16 protein-coding genes and 1 riboswitch are annotated in these 13,919 nt (G+C 42.4%); all 16 genes read left to right on the top strand.

Features of this window, described 5'->3' with window-relative positions; translation table 11 throughout:
- The first annotated feature begins 7 nt into the window (after positions 1-7).
- Positions 8-1,171: a D-alanyl-D-alanine carboxypeptidase family protein gene (locus K7887_RS12950; protein ID WP_223489698.1), complete on the top strand. Its 1,164-nt coding sequence runs from the start codon at positions 8-10 to the stop codon at positions 1,169-1,171.
- A gap of 130 nt (positions 1,172-1,301) precedes the next feature.
- Entirely contained in the window at positions 1,302-1,652 is a 351-nt protein-coding gene (gene spoIIAA, locus K7887_RS12945) for an anti-sigma F factor antagonist (RefSeq protein WP_060667032.1), read from the top strand.
- Positions 1,652-2,092: an anti-sigma F factor gene (gene spoIIAB / locus K7887_RS12940; RefSeq protein ID WP_223489696.1), complete on the top strand. Its 441-nt coding sequence runs from the start codon at positions 1,652-1,654 to the stop codon at positions 2,090-2,092. Before spoIIAA ends, spoIIAB begins: the two co-directional genes overlap by 1 nt.
- Before the next feature lie 12 nt (positions 2,093-2,104).
- Positions 2,105-2,860 carry an RNA polymerase sporulation sigma factor SigF gene (gene sigF / locus K7887_RS12935; protein WP_010194391.1) on the top strand — a complete coding sequence of 252 codons (756 nt, stop codon included), beginning with the start codon at positions 2,105-2,107 and terminating at the stop codon, positions 2,858-2,860.
- A 127-nt stretch (positions 2,861-2,987) separates the two neighbouring features.
- Positions 2,988-3,608: a stage V sporulation protein AA gene (locus tag K7887_RS12930; protein WP_223489695.1), complete on the top strand. Its 621-nt coding sequence runs from the start codon at positions 2,988-2,990 to the stop codon at positions 3,606-3,608.
- Positions 3,598-4,020 (top strand): stage V sporulation protein AB, encoded by a 423-nt coding sequence (locus K7887_RS12925; protein ID WP_223493647.1) that lies wholly within the window; start codon positions 3,598-3,600, stop codon positions 4,018-4,020. The genes K7887_RS12930 and K7887_RS12925 overlap by 11 nt, the downstream gene beginning before the upstream one ends.
- Positions 4,021-4,034: 14 nt before the next feature.
- On the top strand, positions 4,035-4,493 hold the full coding sequence (gene spoVAC / locus K7887_RS12920; protein ID WP_223489694.1) for a stage V sporulation protein AC: 459 nt from the start codon (positions 4,035-4,037) through the stop codon (positions 4,491-4,493).
- A 12-nt stretch (positions 4,494-4,505) separates the two neighbouring features.
- Complete coding sequence (spoVAD, locus tag K7887_RS12915; RefSeq protein WP_223489693.1) at positions 4,506-5,516, top strand: stage V sporulation protein AD; 1,011 nt, start codon at positions 4,506-4,508, stop codon at positions 5,514-5,516.
- On the top strand, positions 5,516-5,866 hold the full coding sequence (spoVAE, locus tag K7887_RS12910; protein ID WP_223489692.1) for a stage V sporulation protein AE: 351 nt from the start codon (positions 5,516-5,518) through the stop codon (positions 5,864-5,866). The genes spoVAD and spoVAE overlap by 1 nt, the downstream gene beginning before the upstream one ends.
- Positions 5,867-6,484, top strand: a complete 618-nt coding sequence (locus K7887_RS12905; RefSeq protein WP_317849210.1) for a stage V sporulation protein SpoVABEA — start codon at positions 5,867-5,869, stop codon at positions 6,482-6,484.
- Positions 6,432-7,907, top strand: coding sequence for a spore germination protein (locus tag K7887_RS12900; protein WP_223493646.1), 1,476 nt, complete (start codon positions 6,432-6,434; stop codon positions 7,905-7,907). Before K7887_RS12905 ends, K7887_RS12900 begins: the two co-directional genes overlap by 53 nt.
- Before the next feature lie 221 nt (positions 7,908-8,128).
- On the top strand, positions 8,129-9,454 hold the full coding sequence (lysA, locus tag K7887_RS12895) for a diaminopimelate decarboxylase (protein ID WP_223489690.1): 1,326 nt from the start codon (positions 8,129-8,131) through the stop codon (positions 9,452-9,454).
- A gap of 517 nt (positions 9,455-9,971) precedes the next feature.
- Positions 9,972-10,412, top strand: a complete 441-nt coding sequence (locus tag K7887_RS12890; RefSeq protein WP_223489689.1) for a peptidylprolyl isomerase — start codon at positions 9,972-9,974, stop codon at positions 10,410-10,412.
- Positions 10,413-10,640: 228 nt separating this feature from the next.
- Positions 10,641-10,791, top strand: a riboswitch (FMN riboswitch).
- A gap of 141 nt (positions 10,792-10,932) precedes the next feature.
- Positions 10,933-12,036 (top strand): bifunctional diaminohydroxyphosphoribosylaminopyrimidine deaminase/5-amino-6-(5-phosphoribosylamino)uracil reductase RibD, encoded by a 1,104-nt coding sequence (ribD, locus tag K7887_RS12885; RefSeq protein ID WP_223489688.1) that lies wholly within the window; start codon positions 10,933-10,935, stop codon positions 12,034-12,036.
- A 4-nt stretch (positions 12,037-12,040) separates the two neighbouring features.
- Positions 12,041-12,694 carry a riboflavin synthase gene (gene ribE / locus K7887_RS12880; protein WP_223489687.1) on the top strand — a complete coding sequence of 218 codons (654 nt, stop codon included), beginning with the start codon at positions 12,041-12,043 and terminating at the stop codon, positions 12,692-12,694.
- Positions 12,695-12,708: 14 nt separating this feature from the next.
- Positions 12,709-13,911 carry a bifunctional 3,4-dihydroxy-2-butanone-4-phosphate synthase/GTP cyclohydrolase II gene (locus K7887_RS12875; protein ID WP_223489685.1) on the top strand — a complete coding sequence of 401 codons (1,203 nt, stop codon included), beginning with the start codon at positions 12,709-12,711 and terminating at the stop codon, positions 13,909-13,911.
- The last annotated feature ends 8 nt before the right edge of the window (positions 13,912-13,919 follow it).

Here is a 13,919-nt window from a genome sequence, read left to right as displayed (position 1 = left end):
TCTAAGGATGAAAAAGTTAATCACCGCAATAATTGCAATTGCTTTTACTTTTTCCGCATTTAGTCCTGTTGTAGGGGCGGAAGAAAAAAGTGTTCAACTTACTGAAAATGCTAGATCTGCTATATTGATTGAACGCGACACTGGTCAAGTACTGTATGAAAAAAACGGACACGAAAAATTGCCCCCGGCGAGTATGACAAAAATCATGACGATGCTCTTGATTATGGAAGCTATTGATAAAGGTGAACTTACGTGGGATGAAAAAATCAGGACAAGTGAATATGCTGCCTCTATGGGAGGATCGCAAATTTTTCTCGAGCCTGGTGAAGAAATGACGACAGATGAAATGCTTCGCGGTATTGCGATCGCATCAGGTAATGATGCTTCTGTCGCAATGGCTGAACGTATCGCAGGATCTGAAGCTGCATTTGTAGATAGAATGAATGCCAAAGCGAAAGACCTTGGTCTAGAAAACACACTATTCCAAAACCCAACAGGTTTACCGGCTAAAAATCATTACAGCACTGCAAACGACATGGCTGTGATGGCAAAAGAACTGTTGAAATATGAAGGAATTACTAAATATACAGGCCAATATGAAGACTATCTCCGACAAGATTCAGAGAAGAAATTCTGGTTGGTTAATACAAACAAACTTGTTAGATTCTATCCTGGTGTGGATGGAGTGAAAACAGGATTTACACAAGAAGCAAAGTATTGTTTGACTGCTACTGCCAAAAAAGACAATATGCGTGTGATAGCTGTAGTATTTGGTGCACCGACACCGAAAGACCGAAATGCTCAGATTACGAATATGTTGGATTTTGCATTCAGTCAGTATAAAACACACCCGATGTATGAACGAAACGTAGCAGTAGGAAGAGTGGAAATCAGTAAAGGTTCTGAAAAAGAAGTAGATGCCGTAACAAGCGAACCGATTTCTGTTTTAACGAAGAAAGGTGAAAATACAGATGATGTGGAGAAAATAATCACTGTAGATGAAAATGTGAAGGCGCCAGTTAAAAAAGGAGACAAAGTAGGTAAGATTGTCCTTAAAAAAGGCGGAAAGGTTCTTTCGGAAAGTGACCTGGTAGCTGCAAAAGACAGTATGGAAGCAAGCTGGTGGCAACTTTTCAAACGTTCCATGGGTCACTTCTCCAAACTAGGTTGATTTAAATAATCACAAGTATAGAACCTGTTTTTTTAGCGAATAAACACTAGTTTTGTCTGCAGGCAGGAAAACGGAAATCAAATATAGAAATTGACTCACTGAACAAAGTTTCCACAAGGGGGAAAGTGCAGTGAGTCTTACCGTTGATTTGGAAGTCAAACAAAATGTTCTTTGTGTACGTTTAGCAGGTGAATTGGATCACCATACAGCTGAAAATTTGCGTAATCAAGCTACAGCTATAATCGAAAAACATCAGATCACTCATATTATTTTAAATTTGGAGCAATTGTCTTTCATGGACAGCTCAGGGCTCGGTGTTATATTGGGGCGTTATAAACAAATTAAAAATAATGGGGGAGAAATGGTGGTTTGTTCCATTTCACCTGCTGTTAAGCGTCTGTTTGAAATGTCCGGGCTATTTAAAATTATCCGTTTAGAAGAAAGTGAAGAAAACGCCCTGCAAAAATTGGGGGTGGCATAATGAAAAATCACATGAATCTTCAATTTTCTGCCCTTAGCCAAAATGAATCGTTCGCAAGGGTAACAGTAGCGGCTTTCATCATGCAATTGGACCCGACTATGGATGAATTGACTGAAATCAAAACAGTCGTTTCAGAGGCAGTGACAAATGCTATCATTCATGGTTATGACAATGACCCTAAGGCCACAGTTTACATCTCTGTTGAACTAGAAGACGGAGCTGTCCATATCACCATCAGGGATGAAGGTATGGGAATTGATGATGTAGAGGAAGCTAGACAGCCGTTATACACTACTAAGCCTGAGCTCGAGCGTTCTGGTATGGGGTTTACCATCATGGAAAACTTTATGGATTATGTAGAAATTCATTCATCTAGAGAAACAGGCACCTCAATCCGTATGACCAAGTATTTAGCTAAGAGCAAAGCGCTTTGTAATTAAGGAGCTAAGCCTATGGATGTTGAGGTCAAGAACCAAACACAAACATACCTAAAAGATCATGAAGTGAAAGAACTGATAAAAAGAAGTCAATCCGGCGAACAAGAAGCACGGGATACGATTGTGCAAAAAAACATGAGGCTTGTCTGGTCTGTGGTTCAGCGCTTTATGAACCGGGGCTATGAACCTGACGACCTGTTTCAGATAGGCTGCATCGGCCTTTTAAAATCAGTCGATAAGTTTGACCTTTCTTATGACGTGAAATTTTCAACCTACGCCGTTCCGATGATCATTGGGGAAATTCAGCGATTCATCCGGGATGACGGAAGTGTGAAGGTTAGCCGCTCGTTGAAGGAAGTGGCAAACAAAATCAGGAAAGCGAAAGATGAGTTATCCAAAAGGTATGGAAGAGTACCGACCATTAATGAAATAGCGGAATTTTTGGAGATCACGGCAGAAGAAGTGGTGCTTGCGCAAGAGGCTGCACGTGCACCTTCCTCTATCCATGAAACCGTCTATGAAAATGATGGAGACCCTATTACCCTATTGGATCAAATCGCTGATCATTCCGAGCATCGCTGGTTTGATAAGATTGCCTTGAAAGAGGCTATTGAAGAGCTGGATGAACGGGAAAAGCTGATTGTATATCTACGTTACTATAAAGACCAGACTCAAACCGAAGTTGCCCAGCGTCTTGGTATCTCCCAAGTGCAGGTGAGTCGACTGGAAAAGAAAATATTGCAACAAATGAAAGACCGTATGGATGAATGATGTCCGTACGGTTTTTTTTGTTGGAGAAAACGTGGTAATTCTTGGTGTTCTTTTTTCCTTTGCATGGTAAATCTCCCACTAATCCATACTACATATACAATATCTTTTGCCAGGATGTGTTTGGAAGATGGATAAATCACTATATGTTCGCCTTCGTCACCGGATTCAAGCTCGTCCAAATCAAATGATAAAAATAGAAGATATCGCACAGTTAGTTGCAGATACGGAGATTTTAGATAAAGTTCGAAACATTTCTATACATCAAATAAACATGAGTGATAAATCCATCGTCGTGTTGGATGTAATGCGGATGATTAAAGAGATTAGGAAAGTAGATGGAGAACTGGATATCCAAACCTTTGGGCCTGCTCAGACTATTGTGGAGGTTGTGTATAAAAAGAGACGATTCCGCCCGATGTTTTTTATCGGTGTTTGGCTTCTATTATTTTTAGGTGCAGCATTGGCCATCATGAATTTTCATGAAGATGTCAGCATGCGGATCGTCCATCAGAAGATTTTCAAAACCATCACTGGCCTTGAGGATGACAAGCCGCTTCTTCTCCAGATTCCTTATTCCATTGGTTTGGGCTTAGGGATGATTTTATTCTTCAATCATGTTTTCCGTAAACGAATTAATGAAGAGCCCAGCCCCCTAGAAGTAGAAATGTTCAACTATCAACAGGATTTGGATCAATATGTAATCATGCATGAAAACAAGGAGAGCTCGAAGAAAATTGATGACGATTAATATTGTTTTTGTCGTATTTCTCGGTTTGGCCGGGGGGCTTGCTGTTGGTTCAGGTTTTGTTGCGTTTCTTGCTGTACTGGGAATCATTCCGAGGTTAACACAATTGACCAAGACAACGAAATTTGTCTATGGCTATGAATGGGGAGTGATTGGAGGCGCATTGTTTGGAAGTTGGATCAGTTTAAACAGTGTCGCTTTTCATCTGCCTTCTTTTCTCGCCATCCCGATTGGTTTGTTTTGCGGGGTGTTTGTCGGTTTGCTTGCTGCAGCATTGACGGAGGTACTGAATGTGTTACCGATATTGGCAAAAAGGATCGGGGTTGACGGTCAGATGGCGATTCTTTTAATGGCCATTGTGTTCGGGAAAATAATTGGGTCATTATATCACTGGTTAGTGTTTGTCAATTTGTAGGAGGTGTGGCAATCATGAGTGAAAAGCTTAAAGATAATTATAAAAATAACATAAAAAAGTTCCAGCCTAAACCACCTTACGTTATCAATTGCGTCAAGGCTTTTCTTGTAGGAGGGCTGATATGTTTGATTGGGCAGGGTATACAAAATTTTTATATGACCATGTTTAACTTCTCAGAAGAAAATGTGGGAAACCCTACAGTAGCTACTCTCATTTTAATATCAGCTCTGCTGACAGGACTTGGCATTTACGATAAACTCGGTCAATTTGCTGGGGCAGGTTCAGCTGTGCCTGTCACTGGTTTCGCAAACTCCATGACAAGTGCAGCGATGGAACACCGGAGTGAAGGGATTGTTCTAGGAGTTGCGACCAATATGTTTAAACTTGCTGGTAGTGTCATTGTGTTTGGAGTGGTGGCTGCCTATGTAGTAGGCATGATCAGGTATTTACTAAATATGAGTTTTACTGGTTAGGGGGTAAAAGTAGTGCGACTAACAGGAAGACAAAGTTGGGTTTTCGAACAACCAATCTATATTAGCTCCACAGGAACTGCCGTTGGGCCGAAAGAAGCGGAAGGGCCCCTTGGATCTTTGTTCGATAAAACTTATGATGAGCTCCACTGTGGTGAAGATAATTGGGAGCTTGCCGAAAGAAGGTTGATGGAGCAATCTGTTCAAACTTGTCTGGAAAAGGTGAACCTGGAATACAAAGACATTGACTTTTTCCTTGCAGGGGACTTACTTAACCAAAATGTAACGGCTAATTATGTGGCTCGGCATCATCAAATTCCATTCCTTTGCATGTTTGGTGCTTGTTCCACCTCGATGGAAACATTGGCAGTCGGTGCAGCGCTTGTGGACGGTGGTTTTGCTAATACGGTGCTTGCCTCCACCAGCAGCCACAATGCCACAGCAGAAAGGCAGTTTCGCTATCCAACCGAATATGGAGGACAAAAACCTGATTCCGCAACTTTCACTGTGACTGGTTCTGGAACTGCGCTTGTCAGCAAGCAACCGAGCCCGATCCGTATTACCTCAGCTACCATCGGAAGAGTTATAGATCTTGGCATCACAGACCCCTTTGACATGGGTTCTGCCATGGCACCAGCAGCTGCTGATACGATTCAAGCGCATTTTCAAGATCTAAATGTGAATCCGGACACTTATGACCTGATTGTCACAGGCGACCTTTCTGGTGTAGGCAGTCCTATTTTAAAAGAACTTCTAAAAGAAGAAGGCTATGATATTACGGTGAAGCATAGCGATTGCGGATTGATGATTTTCAGGCCGGATCAGGAAGTATTCGCCGGCGGAAGTGGTTGTGGCTGTTGTGCGGTCGTAACCTATGCCCATCTCATTAATGAACTGATGACTGGCATGATCAAGAAAGTCCTTGTGGTTGCAACAGGAGCATTGCTAAGCCCTACTATGATTCAGCAAAAGGAATCGATTCCAACCATCGCCCATGGAGTTGTGTTAGAGAGGGTGGGTCCATAATGGAATATTTAATAGCGTTTATAGTCGGCGGGCTGATTTGTGTTGTTGGGCAACTATTACTGGATTTTGCCAAGCTTACACCTGCTCATGTGATGAGTTCGTTTGTTGTAGCTGGGGCAATCCTGGACGGTTTTGGAATATATGATAAGCTGATTGATTTTGCAGGTGCAGGTGCAACCGTCCCAATTACAAGCTTTGGTCATTCCTTACTACATGGTGCCATGCATCAGTCAGAGAAACATGGCTTTATCGGAATTGGAATGGGAATATTCGAGTTAACTTCTGCGGGAATTTCAGCAGCCATTCTATTTGCTTTTATCGCCGCACTAATCTTTAAACCGAAAGGGTAGATGGATGTGATTACAAAACGGGTCATCTTAATAACCGATGGAGATGTATATGCCAAGAAGACGATACAGCTCGTTGCAAAACACTATGGCGGCAGATGTATTTCCGCTTCATTCGGCAATCCTACCCTGCTTAGTGGGGAGGAGTTAGTGAAGCTAATATTGCAGGCGAAAAGTGAACCCGTTTTTGTAATGTTTGATGACAGCGGTTTTCTTGGAGAGGGTGCCGGTGAACGGGCTCTTCGATATGTGGCCACTCATGAACAGATTGAAGTATTAGGAGTAATCGCCGTTGCTTCCAAGACACACCAATCGGAATGGACAAGAGTGCACATAACGGTTGACCGTGATTTGCAAGTCTCCTCTCAAGGAGTTGATAAAAGTGGAATACAAGAAATGGATATTGGAAGAATAAATGGAGATACCGTGTATTGTTTAGATGAATTGCATTTTCCGCTTATTGTCGGAATTGGCGATATAGGCAAGATGGCAAGGAGAGATGATGTAAAACGAGGAGCTCCCATTACCAGCAAAGCGGTCGAAATCATTTTAGAGAGGAATGGGTATGATGTCTCACAATGGAATGGAAAAAGTACCGATATCACCGAAGCTGACGAATAACGAAAAATTTTTTAAAGACGAAGTAGGGCTTGATGTCAGCTTTGACCTTGGCGTAAGGAAGTTCACCGTTCTTGGTAAGGAGTTGAACCTCTATTATGTAAATGGTCTATGTGACACGTTGTTTATAATAGAACTTATGGAAGAATTGCTGCATGTTAATGATTTTGAAAAGAAGACATATAAGGTAAAAGAGATTGTTCATAATCGATTGGTGAATCAGCAAGTAAATAACATTGAGTATATGGATGAAGTGGTCGACCAAGTGCTCAGCGGACTGGTTGTTATTTTACTGGAAGGGGAACACAGCGGTTTTGTCATTGATACTCGTTCTTACCCAGGACGCAATCCTGAAGAACCTGATACGGAGAAGGTGGTAAGGGGAGCAAGGGACGGTTATGTAGAAAATATTATTGTTAATACTGCGCTGACCCGTAGAAGAATTAGGGATGAGAGACTCCGCTATGAAATTTTCCAAGTCGGAGAACGTTCAAAAACAGACATTTGTCTTGCATACATAAAGGATGTGGCAGACCCTGATCTGGTTGATATCGTTCGAAAAGAAACGAAAAATATCGATATTGATGGGCTGACCATGGCGGATAAAACAGTTGAAGAGTTTATTGTAAAGCAGGGCTATAATCCATATCCGCTCGTACGTTACACGGAAAGACCTGACATTGCAGCTACTCATCTGTTGGAAGGGCATGTCATCGTGATGGTGGATACTTCGCCAAGTGTCATCATTACACCGACTACATTCTTCCATCATGTGCAACATGTAGAGGAATATCGTCAGTCTCCAGCAGTTGGTACGTTTGTCCGCTGGGTACGCTTTTGCGGTATCTTTGCTTCTTTGTTCCTTCTGCCACTATGGTTCTTAATGATTTTAGAACCAAGTCTGCTTCCAGAGCAGATAAGCTTTATCGGGCCAAATGAAGAATCCAATATCCCTGTTGTCTTTCAAATCTTTCTTGCAGATATAGGAGTGGAGTTTCTAAGGTTGGCAGCGATTCACACACCGACCGCCCTTTCTACAGCGATGGGTTTAATTGCCGCTGTATTGATTGGGCAAATTGCCATTGATGTAGGGCTTTTCGTACCAGAGGTTATTCTATACGTGGCGGTAGCGGCTATTGGTTCATTCACAACCCCAAGTTATGAATTGAGTGTGGCCAATAAAATAATGCGGTTGCTGCTATTAGTGCTTGTTGCATTATTTCACGTGCCAGGATTGGTGGTCGGAGTGACGTTATTAGTATTATTCCTTGCGGGAACTCGTTCATTGAATACTCCATACTTATGGCCATTCATCCCGTTCAGTCCAAAAGCATTGCTTATGATTCTTGTTAGGAGAAGTACACCGGGTGCAAAAATTCGCCCGAGCATAGTTCATCCGAGAAATCGTTTCAGACAGCCTCAATAACAAACTAGTAAGAATATTCGCTTGATAGAGGCATTTATGTGTGGTAAAGTTTAGTTTAATCAAGTACAGAATGAAAGAGTTTAGAGACAGCTAAAGATTCTGTTTAGCTGTTTTTTGCTTAAATTTTTTTATCAGGGCTAGAGCACATCCATAATACTCTAATAGAGAATATGGTATTAAATAGGGTTACATATAAACTAACTGCGCGAGGGGAATTTCATATGTATTTTCATGGAACTAGTAAAGTAAACACAAAAGGACACTTGGAAATAGGAGGAGTGGACACAATTGAACTGGCAAACGATTATGGCACTCCACTATACGTTTATGATGTAGCACTAATTAGACAACGTGCACGCGACTTTCAAACAACATTCAAAAATCTTGGTGTAAAAGCTCAAGTAGCATACGCAAGCAAAGCATTTTCTTCTGTTGCTATGTTTCAGCTTATAAAAGAAGAAGGCTTATCACTGGACGTCGTGTCAGGAGGCGAACTATATACGGCACTCGTGGCGGACTTTCCGGTAGAACGCATCCACTTTCACGGCAACAACAAGAGTGTCGAAGAGCTAGAAATGGCTGTAGAGAAGAAGATTGGCTGTGTGGTTGTAGACAACTTCTTGGAATTGACTTTGCTTCAAGACATCTGTGCAAAACATGGATATACGATGCCAATTCTACTACGTGTTACACCAGGTATTAATGCACATACACATGATTATATTTTAACAGGTCAAGAGGACTCCAAATTTGGTTTTGACTTGCAAAGCGGCCAGGCACACGAAGCTATGAAGATTGCTTCTAATGCTTCTCATTTGGACTTGCTGGGCATTCACTGTCACATTGGTTCTCAGATCTTTGAAACAACAGGATTTAAGCTTGCTGCAGGCAAACTTTTTGATACATTAAAGGAATGGAACGAACAAGAAGGATTTGAAGCGCGCGTTGTAAACCTTGGCGGTGGATTTGGCATTCGCTATACGGAAGAAGACAATCCTCTTCCTGCTTCTGTGTATGTAGAAGAAATCATCACAGACGTTCAATCCTTTGTAAAAGATCATGGCTTGAAAATGCCGGAAATTTGGATTGAACCTGGTCGTTCATTAGTAGGAGATGCGGGAACTACCATCTATTCTGTAGGATCTAAAAAAGAGATTCCTAATATCAGGCATTATTTGGCCATCGATGGTGGTATGACGGATAATATTCGTCCAGCATTATATCAGGCAAAATACGAGGCGGTACTGGCAAACAGAGTGGAAGATGAAGCAGATGACAAGGTGTCGATAGCAGGTAAGTGCTGTGAATCAGGAGACATGTTAATTTGGGACCTTCCATTGCCAAAAGCTAATCATGAAGACTACTTGGCAGTATTCTGCACCGGAGCATACGGATATGCAATGGCAAACAACTATAACCGAATCACTAAACCCGCGGTTGTATTTGTGGAAGACGGGGAAGCACAACTAGTCATCCGCCGCGAAACATTCGAAGACCTAGTAAGACTGGATTTACCTTTTCAAGCAAAAACCAAGCTGACAAAATAAACCCAATTCAACCAAAGCTCACCCTTTTAGCCGGGGGTGGGCTTTTTAAAAACCTGTTGATTTCCGTTCCAGGCGCTTCGCTTGCCTGCGGGCGGTCCGTGAGCCTCCTCGGCTTGCGACTGTGGGGTCTCACCTGTCCCTTCCTCCCGCGGGCGTCTGCGCGCCTTCCACTACAATCAACAAGGGAACTTCATTCACTAAAAGGCAAAAGGTTATTTGACCTAGCAACCTGAAAATCCATTAACGCTAATTTAACGTAATTTCTAGCTGTGGATTGGAGCAAATGGCGAAGACTCCTACGGGGGAGTAGCGGCAATGTTGAGACCCCGCAGGCTTGCCGAGGAGGCTCAAGGTCGCCCCGTGGAAATCGAAGCCATTTGCGGAAATCAACTGCGGTGGTTATGAGATATAAAAATGAAAAAGCGGCTTTACCGGCCATCTGACTTCCTTTTCGTACTATAATCATGTATGATTATAACTGGTTCTTTTAATTTTTAGATACAAGGAGATGTTCATAATGGCAAAAACAGGATACATACTTATGGAAAACGGAGAAAAAATCGAATTCGAACTTTACCCAAACGAAGCGCCTAACACAGTTGCTAACTTTGAAAAATTAGCAAACGAAGGCTTCTACAACGGTGTAACATTCCACCGTGTCATCCCTGGTTTCGTAAGCCAAGGTGGAGACCCAACTGGTACTGGTGCAGGCGGTAGCGGCACTACGATCAAATGTGAAACAGAAGGTAACCCACATAATCATGAAGCAGGAAGCCTTTCCATGGCTCACGCTGGAAGAGATACTGGTTCTAGCCAATTCTTTATCGTACATCAGCCACAACCACACTTAAATGGTGTTCACACTGTGTTTGGTAAAGTGACTTCTGGACTTGAAACAGCTAGAAACATGAAAAATGGCGACGTTATGGAGAAAGTAGAAGTAACAGACGCTGAATAATAGTTTTAAAAGCGGGAGCAGAGATGCTCTCTCTTTTTTTACGAGAAAAGAAAGCAGGTAACTAGCATGAATAAAAAGAATTGGATCTTACTAGGCGTGTTGCTCGCCATGTCCCTGGTTTGGGGCATAATTTACTGGTTTTTGATCGTTTAACAAACTTATCTGAAACTTTAAATTTTACTTATCAGGAAGATATGCTAAAATAATAACGGTATACAACTACATATGAATGTCCTTCGGGGGTGGGTGAAATTCCCTACCGGCGGTGATGAAACTTTTTGTTTCTTAGTCCGTGACCCGGTTTTCTTGAAAAAGAAAAGCGGTGGATCTGGTGTAACTCCAGGGCCGACAGTGAAAGTCTGGATGGGAGAAGGATTATAGATTGCAAGCAGTGAAAAATTCATGTATGAACACTGTTTATTTTCCTATACGCAATTTTAATCCAAACCAAACCTCTAAGGCTATATTCTTAGAGGTTTTTATTATTTTTATCGATAGAAGTTCAGGAGGGGGATTTGCTTTGGAAGATCAGTATTATATGAAATTTGCCATTGATCTGGCCAAACGTGCAACAGGTCAAACCTCTCCAAACCCGGTTGTCGGCTGTGTAGTAGTAAAATATGGAGAAATTGTTGGCTTTGGTGCACACTTACGAGCGGGAGAAGCTCATGCAGAAGTGAACGCGATCCAAATGGCAGGCGAGGACAAAGCAAGAGACTCAACCGTTTATGTAACACTGGAACCTTGCAGTCATTTCGGCAAAACGCCTCCATGTTCAGATCTTCTCATTCAATCTCAGGTTAGCAGAGTGGTTATCGCTTCCACAGATCCAAATCCTTTAGTTGCGGGAAAAGGAGTGGAAAAGCTTCGTAAGGCAGGAATAGAAGTGGACCTAGAGGTATGTAAGGAAGAAGCTTTGGCGTTAAATCAAGTATTCTTTCATTACATAAAAACAGGAAAACCTTATGTCACATTAAAAACCGCTGCCAGTCTGGATGGCAAAACAGCAACTCACACTAATGAGAGTAAGTGGATAACTGGTCCGGACGCGCGTATGGATGTTCATCAATATCGTCATCAGCATGATGCGATCTTAGTGGGAGTTGGGACGGTACTTGCTGATGATCCAAGTCTAGACACCAGGCTGCCAAATGGCGGGAAAAACCCAATAAGAATCATCCTTGACTCTCACCTTAGAACACCGCTCAGCTCAAAGGTGCTTACAGATGGCAAGGCGCCTACATGGATCATCACAGGCTCTAAACCCGATTTGGAGAAAGTGGCTGCTTTAGAGGGAGAAGAAGGAATTAAAGTCTTAACTCTTCCTATGGAAAAAGTAGAGGTCAACTCCCTCCTTGCGTTGCTTGGAGAAGAAGGAATCACTTCTTTATTCGTAGAAGGTGGAGCCACGGTAAATGGCAGTTTTCTTAAGGAGAAGGCTATTCAACAAGTAATAACGTATATCGCTCCTAAATTGATAGGTGGAAAAGGTGCCCCTACGCTTGTTGGCGGGGAGGGGTTTGCAACAATGGATGAAGTGATGGAGCTTGAAATCAAAGAGGTCACCAAGATTGGTTCGGACCTGAAGATTGTTTCAACACCGAAACTAGAAGAACGGGGGTGAGCACTTGTTTACAGGAATCATTGAAGAGATAGGAACGATTATACAAATCATTCGAGGCGATCAAGCAATTATTCTAGAAATCGAAGCGGAAAAAGTTTTAGAGGATGTAAAGCTAGGAGACAGTATAGCAGTCAATGGTGTTTGCCTTACTGTTACAACGTTTGCTTCTAACCGTTTTACAGTAGATGTTATGCCTGAAACGATCCGTGCAACCTCGCTGAAGACATTAAATGCCGGCTCCAAGGTGAACCTAGAAAGAGCAATGATCGCAAACGGGAGGTTCGGTGGACACTTTGTCAGTGGGCACGTGGACGGAATAGGAACCATTCAAGATAAAAAAAGAATGGGCAACGCGGTCTATTATACCATCTCTGTAGATGATACTTTATCACGATACTTTATGCTTAAAGGGTCGGTAACAGTCGATGGCACAAGCCTAACCATATTTGGGGTGTCAGATAACAGCTTTACTATTTCCCTCATTCCCCACACCTTAAATGAAACGATTCTAGGTGGAAAAGGTAAAGGTGATACCGTCAATATTGAAGTGGACATGTTGGCAAAATATATGGAGCATCTTTTAAAGCAACAGGATAGAACTCCTTCAAGTAAATCGAGTATGTCTGCATCATTTTTAGAAGAGCATGGATTTAAATAAGGTGGGTGAGAAAGATGAGTGAATTATTTAATTCGATAGAAGAAGCATTGGAAGATTTACAACAGGGCAAAGTTATCATCGTTTGTGATGATGAGGACAGAGAGAACGAGGGAGATTTCGTAGCTCTAGCGGAAAAGGCAACACCTGCTGTAGTGAATTTTATGGCAACCCATGGTCGCGGACTGATTTGTGTCCCTGTACAAGAAGAGTTGGCGGAGAAACTGGACCTTGTGCCAATGGTAAATCATAATACTGATTCACATGGAACTGCCTTTACTGTCAGTATTGATCATAAATCCACCACAACTGGCATCTCTGCATTTGAGCGTTCCACTACCATACTGGAACTCTTATCACCAACATCCAAAGCAGGAGACTTTAAACGACCAGGCCATATTTTTCCGCTTGTCGCCAAAAAAGGCGGGGTGTTAAGAAGAGCAGGTCATACAGAGGCAGCAGTCGACTTAGCGTTAATGAGCGGCTCCTACCCAGCAGGTGTCATCTGTGAAATTATGAACGAAGACGGCTCTATGGCACGTGTGCCGGAGCTGAGAAAAATCGCAGACAAATTTGATCTGAAAATGATTACTATTAAAGATATGATTCAATACCGTAACCGGAAAGATAAATTGGTCCAGAGGGAAGTGGAAATAAAACTTCCAACTGAATTCGGTGATTTCCGTGCTGTCGGCTACTCTAATGTAGTGGATGGAAAAGAACATATTGCTTTGGTAAAAGGTGAAGTTGATTCCGCCGCTCCAACGCTTGTCCGCGTTCACTCTGAATGCTTGACGGGTGATGTGTTTGGTTCGAATCGATGTGATTGCGGCCCGCAACTTCATGCAGCACTTGCACAAATTGAGAAGGAAGGTAATGGCGTGCTTCTTTACATGAGACAAGAAGGACGCGGGATCGGCTTGTTAAATAAGATGCGTGCCTATAAGTTGCAAGAAGAAGGGTACGACACGGTCGAAGCTAACGAAAAGCTGGGTTTTGGAGCAGACTTGCGAGATTACGGAATTGGCGCGCAAATCTTAAGAGACCTTGGCGTATCTAAAATGAAACTTCTCACCAATAACCCTCGAAAGATTGCAGGGTTGAAGGGCTATGAGTTGGAAGTAGTGGACCGCGTCCCACTTCAAATGCCCACCAAAGAAGCAAATGAAAGTTACTTAAAAACCAAGCATTCAAAATTAGGGCATATGTTGCATTTTTAAATAGTCCA

Source organism: Sutcliffiella horikoshii, from assembly GCF_019931755.1.
Lineage (GTDB): Bacteria > Bacillota > Bacilli > Bacillales > Bacillaceae_I > Sutcliffiella_A > Sutcliffiella_A horikoshii_E.
Note: the sequence above shows the minus strand (reverse complement) of the source record. Positions and strands in the feature narration are given on the sequence as shown.

Coding starts and splice junctions, on each gene's coding strand:
- K7887_RS12950 (WP_223489698.1), top strand. CDS start 8: ATGAAAAAGTTAATCACCGCAATAATTGCAATTGCTTTTACTTTTTCC.
- spoIIAB (WP_223489696.1), top strand. CDS start 1,652: ATGAAAAATCACATGAATCTTCAATTTTCTGCCCTTAGCCAAAATGAA.
- sigF (WP_010194391.1), top strand. CDS start 2,105: ATGGATGTTGAGGTCAAGAACCAAACACAAACATACCTAAAAGATCAT.
- K7887_RS12930 (WP_223489695.1), top strand. CDS start 2,988: ATGGATAAATCACTATATGTTCGCCTTCGTCACCGGATTCAAGCTCGT.
- K7887_RS12925 (WP_223493647.1), top strand. CDS start 3,598: ATGACGATTAATATTGTTTTTGTCGTATTTCTCGGTTTGGCCGGGGGG.
- spoVAC (WP_223489694.1), top strand. CDS start 4,035: ATGAGTGAAAAGCTTAAAGATAATTATAAAAATAACATAAAAAAGTTC.
- spoVAE (WP_223489692.1), top strand. CDS start 5,516: ATGGAATATTTAATAGCGTTTATAGTCGGCGGGCTGATTTGTGTTGTT.
- K7887_RS12905 (WP_317849210.1), top strand. CDS start 5,867: ATGGATGTGATTACAAAACGGGTCATCTTAATAACCGATGGAGATGTA.
- K7887_RS12900 (WP_223493646.1), top strand. CDS start 6,432: ATGTCTCACAATGGAATGGAAAAAGTACCGATATCACCGAAGCTGACG.
- lysA (WP_223489690.1), top strand. CDS start 8,129: ATGTATTTTCATGGAACTAGTAAAGTAAACACAAAAGGACACTTGGAA.
- K7887_RS12890 (WP_223489689.1), top strand. CDS start 9,972: ATGGCAAAAACAGGATACATACTTATGGAAAACGGAGAAAAAATCGAA.
- K7887_RS12875 (WP_223489685.1), top strand. CDS start 12,709: ATGAGTGAATTATTTAATTCGATAGAAGAAGCATTGGAAGATTTACAA.